Origin of the sequence: Pandoraea sp. LA3 (assembly GCF_022696215.1) — a bacterium.
GTDB classification, from domain to species: Bacteria; Pseudomonadota; Gammaproteobacteria; order Burkholderiales; family Burkholderiaceae; genus Pandoraea; species Pandoraea capi.
Window position 1 is genome coordinate 342,666 of record NZ_PTPY01000041.1, and the last position, 16,253, is coordinate 358,918.

Annotated in this window: 13 protein-coding genes; 10 read left to right on the plus strand and 3 right to left on the minus strand. The window is 64.4% G+C overall.

The features are described 5' to 3' along the window. The first annotated feature begins 157 nt into the window (after positions 1 to 157). The 5 genes from cyoA to C5N93_RS28030 are packed head-to-tail and all read left to right on the plus strand — an operon-like array spanning position 158 to position 5,119. The gene (gene cyoA / locus C5N93_RS28010; protein ID WP_301232539.1) at positions 158 to 1,138 is read left to right on the plus strand and encodes a ubiquinol oxidase subunit II; all 981 of its coding nucleotides are present in this window, start codon (positions 158 to 160) and stop codon (positions 1,136 to 1,138) included. Positions 1,139 to 1,141: 3 nt separating this feature from the next. Beyond that, positions 1,142 to 3,148 (plus strand): cytochrome o ubiquinol oxidase subunit I, encoded by a 2,007-nt coding sequence (gene cyoB / locus C5N93_RS28015; protein WP_242561848.1) that lies wholly within the window; start codon positions 1,142 to 1,144, stop codon positions 3,146 to 3,148. Then, the gene (gene cyoC / locus C5N93_RS28020; protein WP_242561849.1) at positions 3,148 to 3,783 is read left to right on the plus strand and encodes a cytochrome o ubiquinol oxidase subunit III; all 636 of its coding nucleotides are present in this window, start codon (positions 3,148 to 3,150) and stop codon (positions 3,781 to 3,783) included. Before cyoB ends, cyoC begins: the two co-directional genes overlap by 1 nt. Next, on the plus strand, positions 3,780 to 4,151 hold the full coding sequence (gene cyoD, locus C5N93_RS28025) for a cytochrome o ubiquinol oxidase subunit IV (protein ID WP_069343599.1): 372 nt from the start codon (positions 3,780 to 3,782) through the stop codon (positions 4,149 to 4,151). The genes cyoC and cyoD overlap by 4 nt, the downstream gene beginning before the upstream one ends. 2 nt (positions 4,152 to 4,153) lie before the next feature. Then, complete coding sequence (locus C5N93_RS28030) at positions 4,154 to 5,119, plus strand: LysR substrate-binding domain-containing protein (RefSeq protein WP_242561850.1); 966 nt, start codon at positions 4,154 to 4,156, stop codon at positions 5,117 to 5,119. A 658-nt stretch (positions 5,120 to 5,777) separates the two neighbouring features. Here the strand turns inward: C5N93_RS28030 and C5N93_RS28035 are convergent. The 3 genes from C5N93_RS28035 to hpnC all read right to left on the minus strand — a co-directional run bounded on the left by C5N93_RS28035 (position 5,778) and on the right by hpnC (position 9,194). Beyond that, entirely contained in the window at positions 5,778 to 7,079 is a 1,302-nt protein-coding gene (locus tag C5N93_RS28035; protein WP_242561851.1) for a nitronate monooxygenase family protein, read from the minus strand. 120 nt (positions 7,080 to 7,199) lie between these two features. Then, positions 7,200 to 8,150, minus strand: a complete 951-nt coding sequence (locus tag C5N93_RS28040; RefSeq protein ID WP_242561852.1) for a DMT family transporter — start codon at positions 8,148 to 8,150, stop codon at positions 7,200 to 7,202. Positions 8,151 to 8,339: 189 nt separating this feature from the next. Further along, entirely contained in the window at positions 8,340 to 9,194 is an 855-nt protein-coding gene (gene hpnC / locus C5N93_RS28045; protein WP_242561891.1) for a squalene synthase HpnC, read from the minus strand. A 259-nt stretch (positions 9,195 to 9,453) separates the two neighbouring features. Here hpnC and hpnD point away from each other — a divergent pair, with 259 nt between their 5' ends. The 5 genes from hpnD (at position 9,454) to C5N93_RS28070 (ending at position 15,873) form a co-directional block, all read left to right on the plus strand. Next, positions 9,454 to 10,302 carry a presqualene diphosphate synthase HpnD gene (gene hpnD / locus C5N93_RS28050; protein WP_083254095.1) on the plus strand — a complete coding sequence of 283 codons (849 nt, stop codon included), beginning with the start codon at positions 9,454 to 9,456 and terminating at the stop codon, positions 10,300 to 10,302. Beyond that, complete coding sequence (gene hpnE / locus C5N93_RS28055) at positions 10,302 to 11,555, plus strand: hydroxysqualene dehydroxylase HpnE (protein ID WP_242561853.1); 1,254 nt, start codon at positions 10,302 to 10,304, stop codon at positions 11,553 to 11,555. The genes hpnD and hpnE overlap by 1 nt, the downstream gene beginning before the upstream one ends. A 247-nt stretch (positions 11,556 to 11,802) precedes the next feature. After that, on the plus strand, positions 11,803 to 13,767 hold the full coding sequence (gene shc / locus C5N93_RS28060; protein ID WP_242561892.1) for a squalene--hopene cyclase: 1,965 nt from the start codon (positions 11,803 to 11,805) through the stop codon (positions 13,765 to 13,767). A 131-nt stretch (positions 13,768 to 13,898) separates the two neighbouring features. Beyond that, positions 13,899 to 14,594 carry a phosphorylase gene (locus tag C5N93_RS28065; protein ID WP_242561854.1) on the plus strand — a complete coding sequence of 232 codons (696 nt, stop codon included), beginning with the start codon at positions 13,899 to 13,901 and terminating at the stop codon, positions 14,592 to 14,594. Between the two features lie 151 nt (positions 14,595 to 14,745). Further along, positions 14,746 to 15,873 carry a ricin-type beta-trefoil lectin domain protein gene (locus C5N93_RS28070; RefSeq protein ID WP_242561855.1) on the plus strand — a complete coding sequence of 376 codons (1,128 nt, stop codon included), beginning with the start codon at positions 14,746 to 14,748 and terminating at the stop codon, positions 15,871 to 15,873. Positions 15,874 to 16,253: the final 380 nt, after the last annotated feature.

Here is a 16,253-nt window from a genome sequence, read left to right on the forward strand (position 1 = left end):
GGAATATGCGCATGCGTAGCATTCGTAACGCAAATGTTATATACATACATAGAGGATTAAGATGTCCATGCATAACGTCTCGCCTACCCGCAGAGGAAGGGCAGACACGACAGCCGGCACACGTTGGCACACGTGGTGCGCGCGCCTTGCCGCGGCAGTGGCGATGGTGCCCATGAGCGGTTGCACGCTGGAGTTGCTGGATCCGAAAGGCAGCGTCGGCGAACAGGAAAAGCACCTCATCCTGATCGCGCTGGGTGTGATGTTGCTTGTCGTGATCCCGGTGATCGTACTCACGCTGGTGTTCTTCTGGCGCTACCGCGAGACCAATACCGCTGCCACGTACTCACCGAAGTGGTCGCACTCCACCAGGATTGAAGTCGTCGTGTGGACGATTCCCGTCATTATTGTGGTGGCGCTCGCCGTCATGATCTGGGAGACGACGCACAAGCTCGATCCGTATCAGCCGATCGAGCCGGTGGCCAGTAAAAAAGCCCCCATCCGTGTGGAAGTCGTCGCGCTGAACTGGAAGTGGCTGTTCATCTATCCGGACTATCACGTCGCGACCGTCAACAAGCTTGTGTTGCCGGTGGATACGCCCGTGGAATTCAAGATCACGGCCGAATCGCTGATGAACGCGTTCTTCATTCCGCAACTGGGCAGCATGGTCTACGCCATGTCCGGCATGCAGACGAAGCTGCACCTGATCGCGAACGAGACCGGCACGTATGCGGGCATGTCCTCGGCCTATAGCGGCCCTGGCTTCTCCGACATGCATTTCAAGGCGCACGTGACCTCGCAGGGCGACTTCGACAAGTGGGTGAAGGAGGCGCAGGCCGTGCCCGACACGCTCGACGCACCGACCTACGTCAAGCTCGAACAACCGGGCACCGCCGCGCCGGTCGGCATCTACGCCAACGTGATGCCGGGCCTGTTCGACGCCATCGTCGGCAAATACATGGGACCGATGGACGCCAGCTCGCAAGGCATGCGTGTCTCGGGCAACCGTGCCATCGACGACATCATTGCCGCCGCCAATTGCCGCGTGGACGGCCAACTGGACAGCCGCGCGCTCCTCGCGCAGCGTCCCGAGCGCGACGCCGGGGTGCAACCCGCCGCCCAGCGCGCGCTCACGGAGTAAGTCATGTTCGGAAAACTCGATCTCGACGCCATTCCCTGGCACGAACCCATCATCATGGGCACGCTCGCTGTCGTGCTCCTCGGTGGGGCGGCGCTGCTCGGCGCCATCACCTACTTCCGCAAGTGGGGCTATCTCTGGAAAGAGTGGATCACTTCGGTCGACCACAAGCGCATCGGTGTCATGTACATCGTGCTGGCGCTCGTCATGATGCTGCGCGGCTTTGCCGACGCCATCATGATGCGCACGCAGCAGGCCATTGCCGCCGGTGGTGAAGCCGGCTATCTGCCGCCGCATCACTACGACCAGATCTTTACGGCGCACGGCGTCATCATGATCTTCTTCGTGGCCACGCCGCTCGTGCTGGGCCTGATGAACGTGATCGTGCCCTTGCAGATCGGTGCGCGCGACGTGGCGTTCCCGTTCGTCAACTCGCTGTCGTTCTGGCTCTCGGCGATGGGCGCGGTACTCGTCATGATGTCCATGTTCGTCGGTGATTTCGCCGCCACGGGCTGGGTTGCGTATCCGCCGCTCTCCGAACTGGGATACAGCCCGACCGTCGGGGTGGATTACTACATCTGGTCGTTGCAGATATCGGGGCTCGGTACCACGCTCACGGGCATCAACTTCATCGTCACGATCCTGCGCATGCGTGCGCCGGGCATGAACCTGATGAAGATGCCGGTGTTCACGTGGACGGCGCTCATCACCAACATCCTGATCGTCGCGGTGTTCCCGGTGCTCACGGCCACGCTCGCGCTGCTCACCGCCGACCGCTACCTCGGCATGCACTTCTTCACGAACGAGCTGGGCGGCAACGCCATGATGTACGTGAACCTGATCTGGATCTGGGGCCACCCGGAGGTGTACATCCTGATCCTGCCGGCGTTCGGGGCGTTCTCGGAGATCATTGCGACCTTCTCGCGCAAACCGCTGTTCGGTTACAAGTCGATGGTCTACGCCACATCGTCGATCGGCATTCTGTCGTTCTTCGTCTGGCTGCACCACTTCTTCACGATGGGCTCCGGCGCGAACGTCAATGCCTTCTTCGGCATCATGACGACGATCATTTCGATTCCGACCGGAGTGAAGCTGTTCAACTGGCTGTTCACGATGTATCAGGGTCGTATCCGCTATCACTCGGCCACGCTCTGGACCATCGGCTTCATGGTGACGTTCGCCATCGGCGGTATGACGGGCGTGCTGCTCGCGGTGCCGGGCGCGGACTTCGTGCTGCACAACTCGCTGTTCCTCGTGGCCCACTTCCACAACGTGATCATCGGCGGTGTGGTGTTCGGTTGCCTCGCGGGCATTACGTTCTGGTTCCCGAAGGTGTTCGGCTTCACGCTCAACGAGCGCTGGGGCAAGATCTCGTTCGCGTGCTGGCTGATCGGCTTCTACCTCGCCTTCATGCCGCTGTACGTGCTCGGCTTCAAGGGCATGACGCGCCGCATGAACCACTACGTTCAGCCTGACTGGCAGCCGTACCTGATCGTTGCGATGGTCGGCGCGGCCCTGATCGGTCTGGGCATTCTGGCCTTCGGCGTGCAGCTCTTCGTGAGCATTCGCGACCGCAACGCCAACCGCGATCTGACCGGCGATCCGTGGGATGCGCGCAGCCTGGAATGGGCGACGTCTTCGCCTGCACCGTTCTATAACTTCGCCCATGTGCCGCGTATCGACTCGCTCGAACAGCATTGGGACGACAAGGAACGCGGCCTTGCGTACGTGCAACCGACGCACTACGAAGACATCCATATGCCGCGTAACACCGGCACGGGCTTCATTGTCTCGGCCTTCAGCTTCGTGATGTGCTTCGCACTGATCTGGCACATCTGGTGGCTGGCCGGGGCGAGCCTGATCGCGACGATTGCCACGTTCCTGTGGCGCACCTACGACCGCGACGTCGATTACTACGTGCCGGCGGCAGAAGTGGAGCGTATCGAAAACGCCCGCTTTGCCGACCTGCGTGTCGCGCTTCCTGCGCGTCAATCTCTGCAAAAGGCCGCCTGATGTCCTCGGCATCTCTTCATCCCCACCACGCTCCCGGCGCTTCGGCCGGGGGCCATGACCACGCTCACGGTCACCACGACGCCGGCGCGACCACCACGCTCGGCTTCTGGATCTACCTGATGAGCGACTGCCTCATCTTCTGCGTGCTGTTCGCGACGTTCGGCGTGCTGGCGGCAAACACGGCCGGCGGGCCGACCGGCCGCGAGCTGTTCGAGCTGCCGTTCGTGCTCGGCGAGACGATGCTGCTGCTGCTCTCGAGCTTCACCTTCGGGCTGGCGTCGCTGTCGATGCGCCCGGGCAACGAGGGTGTCGTGCAGCGCTGGCTGTGGATTACGTTCGCGCTCGGTGCGGCGTTCGTCTCCATGGAAGTCTATGAGTTCTCGGCGCTGCTGCACGAAGGCGCGGGCCCGGGGCGCAGCGCGTTCCTGTCGGCGTTCTTCACGCTCGTGGGTACTCACGGGCTGCACGTCACGTGCGGCTTGCTGTGGCTCGCGGTGATGATTCACCAGATCGGCCGCTTCGGCTTCGATCCGGTGGTGCGCCGTCGTCTGCAATGCCTGAGCCTGTTCTGGCACTTTCTGGATCTCGTCTGGATCTGTGTTTTCACCTTCGTCTATCTGCGGGAGTTCGTATGACGAGCGCTCAAGTTCACGATCACGGCGCTTACGCTTCGCAGAGTCATCTGCGCGATTACGTCGTCGGATTCTTCCTGTCGCTGGTGCTCACGTTCGCGTCGTTCGGCGCGGTGATGCTGAAGCTGGTGCCGGCGGGCTGGGGGCTGGCGACGATCGTCGTGCTGTGTGTCGCGCAACTCGTCGTGCAACTGGTGTACTTCCTGCACATCGGGGCGAAGCGCAGCCAGCGTCAGAACTCGGCGATCTTCCTGTGTACGGCCGGGTTGATCGCGATCATCGTCGCGGGTTCGTTGTGGGTGATGCATAACGCCAACAACAACATGATGCCGACGCACATGTCCATCGATCGGGCCAAGCTGCGCGACTGATCATGGACCGCCTGAAATGCATGGAGGTGTTCGTGCAGGTCGTGCGCGCGGGGAGCCTGTCTGCCGGTGCGGCGGCCTGCGGCATGTCGCCGGTTACGGCGACGCGTCACGTGCAGGCGCTCGAAGCCCGGCTCGGCCAGCCGTTGTTGCGTCGCAGCGGGCGGTGCCAGGTGCCGACCGAGCTGGGTGAGCGCTACTTCACCGAGTGCGCCGAAGTGCTTGCGCGTATCGAGACCGCCGATGCCTTGGGGGATGGCGGGCTGGCGGGCGCATCGATGACATCGGCGATGGCGGCGATGGCGCGGCCCGTCGGTCAGCTTCGTGTGAGCGCGCCCACGACCGTTGGCTCGCATCTGCTCATGCCGATCTTCGCCGAGTACTTGCAGACGCATCCGGACGTCGCGCTCGATCTCGCGCTCAAGGACCGCGCCGTCGATCTGGAGGAAGAGGGAATTCACGCGGCTTTTCAGGCGGGCGGCAGCCCGGAGCCGGGATTGATCGCGCACACGCTGCGCGGTGTGACGCGCGTGGCGTGCGCGTCGCCCGGCTATCTCGCGCGGCGCGGCATCCCGCGCCAGCCCGCCGATCTCGCCGGACACGATTGCCTCGGCTTTCGCTACGACGATCTGCTCGGGCGCTGGACGTTCGATCCTGCGGGTGGTCATGTGGGAATGACGGGCGTAGCAGGCCCAACGCGCGACGCACGTCTGACCGCGCACAATCCGCTCGCACAACTTCAGGCGGCGGTGCACGGCATGGGCATCGCGCTGCTGCCGGAGTATCTGCTGGCGCCGGAAGTCGAGGCGGGACGTCTGGTGCGCGTGCTCGAAGCGCAGGCGCAACTGAGTGAGCCGATGCATCTCGTGCATCTGGCCGGGCGCTATGTGTCGTCCAAGCTCGACGACTTCGTGCGTTTTGTGGTGGCGAAGCTGGGGCCGGATGCCTGTGCCGTGCCGACGTCCGGCTGATGGCGGTTGATAGCGCTTGAGCGTGGATGCGCGCAGTCGATGACGTTTTGATGACGGCCCAATGCCAACGGTGCAACGGCGCGGCGTCGTCAGTCGGCAACTTCGGCTAAGATGCTGCCATCGACATCCGGGCCGATGCGATATCTCCAAGAGCGGGCCGCCGAGCCCGCCACTTCTCTGATGCGGCAATCATGCGACATGGCATAGCATGGCGACGCAGGTTCGCCTGCGTTAGCGCGGGCGCGGCACTCGTCTGCGCGACGGTCTGCGCGGCACAGCCCCCGCAGTACAAGAACGACGCCGAATTGATGGGCGCGGCCATCGCCTCGCCGGAAGGCGTGGGGCAGGTGCTCGACCGGCTTGTGCAGAAATGCGGGCTGTATGGGGAGGCGACCAAGGCGCACGGCAATGCCGTGTTGCGGGCCTGGCAAGCCAGACATCGCGACTATCTTGCCGAAGGGCAGCGCGTGCGTGCCGAACTCGGGGCCGTCTACACCGATCCCGAGGCGAAGCGGCGCTTCGACGACCTGCTTGCCAACCAGTTTCCGAGGCTCGTCGAGCGTCAGTTCGTTGTCTACGCGAACACCATCGACGACCAGCCGACGCAGGCCGCCAAAGCCGATCTGTGCGACGGCTATTTCAATGCCGTCGAGGAGCGTCAGTTCGATCTCACCGTGAACGATCCGGCACTGGCCGCGTTCTTCGACAAGCGCATCGCCGAGCGTGCTTCGGCGGCGACACCCCCCGCCGTGCTGCCCGCCACGCCTGATACTCCTGACGCGCCTGCACCTGCCAGTTCGGCCGGCAATGCGCCGGTGAGCAAGTAACGCATCAGGTCTGCCACGGGACGAATGCGCTCGCCGAACGGCAGCGGATCACGTCCACGGAAGAAGAGCCCGCGCGCGACGTCGCCCCGGACGGCTTGCGCGAGCTTGAGGTCGATGCAGAACTGCCCGATGCGCGCCACGCCATCGCGCAACCCGCATGCCTGCAAGCAATCGAATCCCTCGAGACACTGACGCACCTTGGCCTTGGCCTGTAACGCGGTCTCGCGCGAGAGGTACTTCTTCAGCCACGGCGTGAGCACCGCCCGCGCCGGAAGACCGGCCACGCTGGTGAACTCCGCGATGTCCTCTGGCCGCGCGCTGGCGAGCACTTCCTTGAAGGCCGGGTGCGCGTCGGATTCTTCGGTGACGGCGAACGCCGTCCCCAGCTGCACGCCCGCCGCGCCCTTGTCGAGCCACTGCCGCACCTGCTCGTGCCGATGGATGCCGCCCGCGACGATCAGCGGCACACGCGTCCATTCGATGCCCAGCGACGCGTAAATCTCGCGGCATTCGTCGAGCACGCGGTCGAAGGAAAAGCGCGCATCGCCCAGTTCTTCGATGCGCGATGCACCGAGATGGCCGCCCGCATGCCCGGGGTGTTCGATGACGATGGCGTCGGGCAGCCGTCCCTTTTTCATCCATTTGCGCAATATGAGACTCACGCCGCGCGAGTCGGAAAGAATGGGAATGAGGGCGACGTGCGGATGCGACGCGGTGAGCTCCGGCAGATCGAGCGGGAGTCCCGCGCCCATGACGATGGCGTCCGCACCGCTCTCGCACGCCTGACGCACCAGCGACGCATGCGCGCTCACGGCTTTCATGACATTGACCGCAATGAGGCCGTTGCCCCCGGAAATCGACTTGGCCGCCCGGACTTCGCGGTCGAGCGCAATCAGATTGACGGCTTCGATGGCGGCCTTGATGTCGGCGGCGCTGTGGCTGCCGTGCATGCAATCGATACGGGCGAGCAGGTCCGGATGATGATGACGCAGGTCGATGCTCGCGATCGTGCCCATGCCGTTGTGCTTCGCCACCGTACCGGCCAGTCGGTGCGCGGAGATGCCGATTCCCATGCCGCCTTGCACCACCGGCACCAGCCGGCGGCCGGCCAGCGTCAACCATTGCTCGTTCATGTCAGTTCCGTTCGTCGAGAGTTGCCCGCGTGCATGCCTGCGGCATGTGGGCAGGGCAGTTCCGGCAGTCTGGCATTCGCGCGGCGAACGGTTCTTGCGATGGGTCAAGCGCAGTGGCGCTCAGGACGATGGGTCGGTGCGGCATGGCGTCGCAGGGCGGGGCACCGTGCCGAGCGCGATGCCGCCGACGATCAGCGCCAGCGCAAGCCAGACGTCGAGCCCGAGCGACTCGCGCAGGATCAGCGCCGACGCCAGCGTGCCGATCACCGGCACGCCGAGCAGGCCGAGCGACGTCACCCCGGCCGGTAGTCGACGCGTGACGACGCCCGCGAGCCAGTAAGCGATGCCGCCACCGACCACGCCGCCATACGTCAGCAGGCCAGAGAAAGCTGCCCAGCCGGTGACGCGCGGCGCACCATCGACGATGAACGCCATGGAGCACAGGCTCACACTCGCGAGCAACAGTTGCCACGGACTGAGTTCGAACGGGCCGTTGACCCAGCGATGGGCCCGCATGTGGACGATGGCGATGGCCCAGACGAAGGCCGACAGCAACACGAGCGCATTGCCGAAGACGGCGTGGCGGTCGTGCCAGTCGAAGGCCAGCGGGTTGAACATCACGGCAAGCCCGAGCAGCCCGCAGCCCAGTCCGATCAGCCGCCTCGACGTGAGCGCTTCGCCCAGCCACAGACGCGCGGCAGGCATCACCCAGAGCGGGGTGGTGTAGGCGAGAACGGCGGAGCGCCCGGCACTGACGTATTGCAGGCTGAGCGCGACGAGCAGCGAGAACACCGTCATATGCAGCACGCCGACGCTCAGGATGACCGGAAGGTCGCCACGTCTGGGCCACACCAGACGCCGGGTCATGGCGCCGATGACGAACAGCGTGGCCATGCCGACGACCGAGCGAAGCGCTGCACTCCACCACGGTGACACATGCGCGAGCAAGGCCTTGCTGACCGGCCAGTTCACGCCCCAGGTCACGACGACGATGGCGAACAGCACGCCCGCATGCGAGCGCACGGACGAACGGTTCGGAGCGAGACGTTGCAGGCTGGCAGGCAGATTCACGTGCCCGGACTCCGCGAGGGGATGGAGGAAAGCGCCGCGCAGATGAGGCGGTGCGCACTGTCCCATCACGGTAAGGCAGGCGTGGACGGTAGAGAAGCGCCAGAAGTGAGGTAAACGGTGGTGCCACGGTGGCGCGGCACGCGGGGCACTGAGTCGTGCAAGGCGGCGCACGACTCAGGGGGGGGGGCGTCAGGCCTTCGGCGGCGTGCCGCGGAGTTTCATGCACAGGCCACGCAGGAACACGCGAATGCCGTCGGACTTGCCGAGTTGGGGGCGATGGCGGAAGACGTCGTAATCGGCGGCTTCGATCATGTCGAGAATGCGCAGCCCGCCGTGTACCACACAGCACAGCTCCAGCCCGAAGCGGCCCGGCACGCGGTTGGCGAGCGGGGCGCCGCGCAGCATCATCTTGCGGGCGGAATCGACCTCGTAGCGCATCAGGGCGCGCCAGTTGTCGTCGTACTTCTGCGCGCCGATGTCGGCGTCGGTCACGCCGAAGCGCGCCATGTCGTCCTGCGGCAGATACACCCGTGCCTTGCGCCAGTCGACTTCGACGTCCTGCCAGAAATTGATCAGTTGCAGGGCCGAGCAGATGTCGTCCGAGCAGGCGATGTTCTCGGGGGTGTCGAGCTTGAACAGCCTGAGCATGATGCGACCGACCGGATCGGCGGAGCGGCGGGTGTAGTCGCGTAACTCGGCGAAGGTGCCGTAGCGCTTGGTCTCGATGTCCTGATCGAAGGCCGAGAGCAGGTCCGAGAACGGCTGCACCGACAACTGGTGCTCGGCGATCACGCGGGCGAGCGCGGCGAACAGGGGCTTGTCGGGCGAGGTCGGCGTGCCGGCGGCGATCTTGTCGAGTTCGGCCTGATAGGCGGCCAGCCCGGCGTGGCGCTCAGCGTTGGTGGCGTCGCCCTCGTCGGCGATGTCGTCGGCGGTGCGGGCGAAGTTGTAGATCACGCCGACCGGCGCGCGCATCTCGCGCGGCAGCAGGACGCTGGCGACCGGAAAGTTCTCGTAGTGCTCGATCTTGGCTTCGGAAGTCATCAGGCTGGTGAGGCAAATGAGGGCAATGCCGCCCGGATTCGGGGTGTCGGAAACGCATCCGGCCTGAAACCGACCGTCGCGGGTCGGCATCGGCCGGTTGACCGAGGTCGGAGGGCGGCGCGCAATGCCCCGAGATTCTATGTCATCACCCCTCATCCTGTCGGGAAAGTCGTGCCAATCCCCGGTATACTTCACCCTTTGCCGGATTTTTCCGGCGTTTTGCAGTGTCACCCTGTTCCCCTGTAGGACGAGGAGCCTCGTGAGCGTCGCCGAACCGATCGAAATTTCGCCAGAGCAAAGCAGTGCACGCGTGGCGTCGGGCAGCAGTTTCTATGCTGCCATGCGCATTCTGCCGCCCGCGCAACGCGAAGGCATGTTCGAGATTTATGCCTTTTGCCGCGCCGTGGACGATATCGCCGACGACGGCGACGACACGTCGGCGAATCGCATGGCGCGTCTGGCCGTGTGGCGACGTGATCTGGCCGATCTGTACGAAGGCCGCCCAACGCCGTCGCTCGCGAATCTGGCGCGTGCCGTCAAGCAATTCGGCCTCAAGCACGAAGACTTTCTGGCTGTCATCGACGGCATGGAAATGGACGCCTGCGGCCCCATCGTCGCCCCCGATCTCCCAACGCTCGATCTTTACTGCGACCGTGTCGCGAGTGCCGTCGGCCGTCTGTCGGTCAAGGTGTTCGGCATGCCTGAGCAGGATGGCATCGATCTGTCGTACCACCTCGGCCGCGCGCTCCAGTTGACGAACATTCTGCGCGATATCGACGAGGATGCCGGCATCGGACGCGTCTATCTGCCGCGTGAGACGCTGGCGGACGCCGGTATCGTGGGCGCGACGCCGGAGACGGTCGTCGCCGCGAAACTCGACCGTGCCTGTGCGCCGCTCGTCGCGCAGGCGCGTGAGCACTACGCCCGGGCGCGCGCGATCATGGCGCGGCATCCGCGTCGCGTGGTGATCGCCCCGGCGGTGATGGCGCGCGCCTACGGTGCGATTCTCGACAAACTCATTGCGCGCGGCTTTGCCGTGCCCCGCGAGCGTGTGCGTGTTCCGCGCTGGCGTCTGATTCTGATGCTGCTGCGGCAGATGGCTTTCTGATGGCGGGCACGGTTCACGTCATCGGCGCCGGTCTCGCAGGGCTGGCCGCCGCGGTCAGGCTCGCCACGCGTGGTGTGCCCGTGGTGCTGCACGAAGCGGCGCCGCAGGCCGGTGGCCGCTGCCGCTCGTATTTCGACCGTCAGTTGAATGCCGTGATCGATAACGGCAACCATCTGGTGCTCTCGGGCAACTCGACGATGCGTGAGTTCACGCGCACCATCGGGTCCGAACATACGCTCACCGGTCCCGGTCGCGCCGAGTTCGCCTTCGTCGACCTCGACAGCGACGAGCGCTGGACGGTGCGTTTGTCGGAAGGCCGTGTGCCGTGGTGGATTTTCGACAAGGGCGCTCGCGTGCCCGGCACGAAGTGGTCGGATTACCTGTCGCTGGCACCGCTGTTGCGCGCCGGGCCGGACGCCACGATGACCGACGCCATGAATTGCCCGCCCGCGCTGTACAAGCGGCTGATTCATCCGCTGTTCCTCGCCGTGCTCAACGCCGACCCGGCGGAAGGTTCGGCGCAGATGGCCGGTGCGGTGATTCGCGAGACGCTGGTGCCCGGCGGCAAGGCCTGTCATCCGTTGATCGCGAGCGAAGGACTGGATGTCACATTCGTGACGCCCGCGCTGGCCTATCTGGAAGCCAAGGGCGCGCGCGTCATGATGCAGCACCGCGTGCGGGCGCTGCACTACGCCGCCGATGGCAGCCGTGTCGAATCGATCGATTTCGGCGATGGCCCGGAAGCATTGGCCGCCGACGATACGGTCGTGCTCGCGGTGCCGCCGAACGTGGCCGCGTCGCTGGTGCCCGATCTGACGACGCCGGACGAATACCGTGCCATCGTCAATGCGCATTACCAGGTGCCGCCGCCGCCGGGTTGCCCGCCGATGATCGGCGTGGTGAACGGTGTGAGCGACTGGATCTTCTCGTTCGACGGGCGGTTGTCGGTGACCATCAGCGGCGCGGATCATCTGCTCGACGAGTCGCGGGAATCGCTCGCATTGCGCATCTGGGAAGAGGTCGCCAAGGCCTGCAAGATTCCGTCCACACCGATGCCGGTGTGGCAACTGGTGCGTGAGAAGCGCGCCACGTTCGCGGCGACGCCGGCGCAGGACAAGCGCCGGCCCGGTGCGAAGACCCGCTGGCGCAACCTCGTGCTCGCCGGCGACTGGACGGCCACCGGGCTGCCCGCCACGATCGAAGGCGCGTTGCGCAGCGGCAATCGTGCCGCCGACATGTTGCTCCGGGCCTGACCCGGGCGAGTGTCGCCGCGCTCGCCGGTCATCGTGCCGGCGCCGCCCACAGCAGGAACGTTTCATCGGCGCATCATCTTTACCGATGTGTAAAGCGCGCCACTTTATCGTCTTTACGCCTTGAACAGGCAAGAACGCCATGGATACGATACGCGATGCTTCCGACAAGGAAGCGCGACGCACGGCCACTGCCACGGCCGTGGACCTCAAACTGCATACCGAACTCGCCCAGAAGGTGAGCACGGCGATGGCGACGCAGACGCTGGAAACCGGCATCGACCGTTCGATTACCGCGCTGCTCGACCTGCAACAGGACGACGGTCACTGGCTCTTCGAACTGGAAGCCGACGCGACGATTCCGGCCGAGTACGTGCTGCTTCGTCACCATCTGGGCGAGAAGGTCGACGCCGAACTTGAGGCGAAGATTGCCGCGTACCTGCGTCGCATTCAGGGCGAGCACGGCGGCTGGCCGCTGTTCTACAACGGCAAGTTCGACATGAGCGCGAGCGTGAAGGCGTACTTCGCGCTCAAGATGATCGGCGATGCCGTCGACGCACCGCACATGGTGCGCGCCCGCGAGGCCATCCTCTCGCGCGGCGGTGCGCAGAATTCGAACGTCTTCACGCGCATTCTGCTGGCGTTGTACGGCGTGCTGGAGTGGAAGGCGGTGCCGATGATGCCTGTCGAGATCATGCTGCTGCCGCAGTGGTTCCCGTTCCATCTCTCGAAGGTGTCGTACTGGGCGCGTACGGTGATCGTGCCGTTGCTCGTGTTGCAGGCCAAGCGTCCGCTCGCGCGCAATCCGAAGGGCGTGCAGATCGATGAGCTGTTCATCGGCAGCCCGAAGGATGTCGGTCCCCCGAAGCGCGCGCCGCATCAGAGCCGTTTCTGGTTCACGTTCTTCTCCGGCGTCGATCATGTGCTGCGTGCGCTCGATCCGTTCTTCCCGAAGAAGCTGCGTGAGAAGTCGGTCAAGCGTGCGGTGGCGTTCGTGGAAGAGCGTCTGAACGGGGAGGACGGTCTCGGCGCCATTTATCCGGCAATGGCCAACGCGGTCATGATGTTCGACGTGCTCGGCTATCCGGAAGATCATCCGAGTCGTGCGATTGCCCGCAAATCGGTCGAGAAGCTGGTGACGCCGGCCGATCATGAGACGTACGTGCAGCCGTGCCTGTCGCCGGTGTGGGACACCGCGCTGTCCGCGCACGCGCTGCTCGAAACCGGGGACAAGCGCGCCATCGAACTGGCGGGCAAGGGGCTGGACTGGCTCGTCCCGTTGCAGATTCTCGATGTGCGCGGCGACTGGATTTCGCGTCGTCCGAATGTGCGTCCGGGGGGCTGGGCCTTCCAGTTCGCCAATCCGCACTATCCGGACGTGGACGACACCGCCGTGGTGGCGATGGCCATGGACCGCTACGAGAAGCTCGCCGGAAAGTTCGAGAACGACAAGATCGATGCGAGCACGCGCCCGATGCGATACGCCATCGATCGCGGCACCGAATGGGTCATCGGCATGCAGAGCAGCAATGGCGGCTGGGGCGCGTTCGAGCCCGAAAACACGCATCTGTACCTGAACAATATTCCGTTCTCGGATCACGGCGCGTTGCTCGATCCGCCGACGGTCGACGTTTCTGCACGCTGCCTGTCGATGCTCGCGCAACTGCCGCAGTCGCCGGAGCGCCGTGCCTCGGCCGCGCTGGCGCTGAAGTACATCCTCGACGATCAGGAAGCCGACGGTAGCTGGTACGGCCGCTGGGGGATGAATTTCGTGTACGGCACGTGGTCGGCCATGTGCGGTTTGGCGGGGGCAGGCATTGCGCCGGAGCACCCGGCGATGGCGAAGGCCGCCCAGTGGCTCCTCTCGATCCAGAACGCCGACGGCGGCTGGGGCGAAGACGGCGACAGCTACAAGCTCGAATACAAGGGCTATGAAGCGGCCGCGAGCACCTCGTCGCAAACGGCGTGGGCATTGCTCGGTCTGATGGCCGCGGGCAAGGCCGAGCATCCTGCGGTCAAGCGCGGCATCGACTATCTGCTGAACACGCAGAACGAGGAAGGCTTGTGGGACGAGGAGCTGTACACGGCGACGGGCTTCCCGCGCGTGTTCTATCTGCGTTATCACGGCTATCGAAAGTTCTTCCCGCTGTGGGCGCTCGCACGCTACCGTAACCTCACGGTGCGCAACGATTGCCCGGTGCCATGCGGCATGTAAGATCGACGCACGTCGCCTGAATCGGGAATTCTTCGCCCCGGCATCGCGCGCTTTGGGTTTCGCGTCGATGGCCGGGGCGAGTCGTTTGTCGTCGTTGTTGCCACTCTCGTTGTCATTGCTGAAGGAAGCGTATGAGCCAGCCCATCGTCGTCGTGACCGGTATGCCGTTCGAAGCCCGCATCGCCCGGGGCGACGGGGTGCGTGTCGTCTGTGCGCAGAACAGCACGCTGGCAGGCGAACTCGAAGCGACGATTGCGCGTGAGGGCGCCCGGGGGCTTGTGAGCTTCGGTACGGCCGGTGGGTTGATTCCCGGTGTGACGGCCGGGCAGTGGGTCATTGCGCACAAGGTGCTCGACATGCCGCAGCAGGCACGCGAGTACGTGACGTCCATTGCGTGGGCCGACGCATTGCATCGTGCCATCCCGCGAGCCCTGCGCGCCGATATGGCCGGCGTGACGGCCCCGGTGGTGAGTGCCGCCGACAAGGCCGCGTTGTTCCGCGAGAGCGGTGCTGTGGCGGCCGACATGGAGTCGCATATCGTGGCGCGTGTGGCGCAGGCGCATGGGTTGCCATTCGTCGTGGCGCGCGTGGTGATCGATCCTGCCGAGCGGTCGCTGCCCCCGGCGGCGCTCGCCGGGATGCGCAGCGACGGCTCCACCGACATCCTTGGGGTGCTGCGCTCGCTGGCGGGCAATCCGCTCCAACTGCCCGCGCTGCTACGCGTGGGGCAGGACGCCGGACGCGCCAAAAAGGCGATGACGCATGGCCGTCAGATCGTCGTGTTGCGCCTCGGCGAAGGGTTTGGGGCGGCAATGGCCGGGATTTGATCCTTTGACGCGCTTGACCTGACAACGTTGACAGGTGGCAGCGAACGACTTTTGCCCTAGGGTTAGCAGCGTGACCGGTGCGACCTCGTGTGAACGAGGCGGCACATCGCGTCGTTGATGTCCCATCGAACCTGGGCGAAAGGAGCACGTCATGACCGCACTTCGAAGAATGCTTCATGCGGCTGCATTAGGCCTGGCGCTATGCCTGGCATTGCTTCACGGGCCGGCTCATGCGGTCGTTGCAGGTGGCATGGCGATCGTGTATCGAACGTTTCCGGTCGTTTCCGGGGGATATCACGATATGGAGTTCACCATCACCGTGACGAAAGAGCCCGGATACAACGGAAGGACCTATTGGGCGCATCAATGGAGTTTCACGGGAACACAGGATCCCGGATATGTCGGACTCCAGAGTGTATCCGGTTACGACAAGATATTGAATTTCTCGATCTGGAATGCGACCGGATGGAGAGACTCGACGGGGGCGAATTGCGGCTACTTCTCCCACGAAGGTCATGGTGTGCAGTGCTGGATCAATTACGCATGGAAGGAGGGCGTGACGTATAAGGTCAGGGTCGCCAAGGACGGGGCTGATGGATGGCGCGCGACGATCATCGATACTCAGACCAATGCACAAGTCGCCGTGGCCACGATCGTTGTGCCGACCTCTTACGGCGGACTATCGCAACTGGTTGAATGGGTCGAGAATTTTTCGCAGGGGCAGAACGAACTGCCGAGTTGCGCGGCTGTTCCGACGGCGATTGCGGTCTACGGCGTTCCCACGGCGAATGGCGGCACGGTGAGACCCTCCAGTACCCGCACCAATACCTACGGCAATTGCATGTCGGTTGCCAAATCGTTCTGTTCGACAGAGGCAATTTGTACACTGAGTGCCAATCCGTCGGCGCCTTTTCAGGAAAAGCAGTTGAGAAACACCTTCTCGGGGTATTGCCTGGACTTGTTGAGCGGTGGTGCGGCTGCCGGGTTGTATCACTGCTCGCCCAACGCGAATCAGATCTTCAGTCATGATGCGCAATATCGTCTGCATCGCGTGAGTCAGCCAGCGCAGTGCCTGGGGGTGGATGGCAACGATCGTGTCGTCGCGCAGGCGTGTTCGGACAGCGCTAGGCAACAGTGGTTGAAGGTGCCGCGAACCAGCACATATTTCAATGCGGGTACGGCTAAGTGTCTCGATCCACTTGAAAACGCCGCGCTTGAGGCGCCTCTGAGAGCTTTCACGTGCCTCGGCACTGGGTTGCAGCAATGGACTGCGCCGTGAGAAGCGCAGCATCACGCTCAGCACTGACTCAGGCATGAATCGCGGCACGCGTCACGCGTAAAGTGGGATGTGCGCAGGAAAACCTTGGGGAATCCCCCCAGTTTGTGTCGCGTATCTCCCCGCTTGGACCAATCTCCCGCCCTGTCTGACATGGCTTCGGTGTGAGCGATTCGTGGCGCTCCGGCGTCAGGAGCCAATCCTGAAAGTGACCCCCCGGTCGGTCGGAAAGGATGACGGGGCATCCCCATGTTGCTTACGCACGCCACATGCTTGCGGGAATCGATGGGGATTGCGACACCGTCGTCGCCGGTGAGTGGGTAGTCGGCTGCGCGTGCTGGCCACGACCGACGTCGACGTTCCGACCCATTCTGGTGGAGATT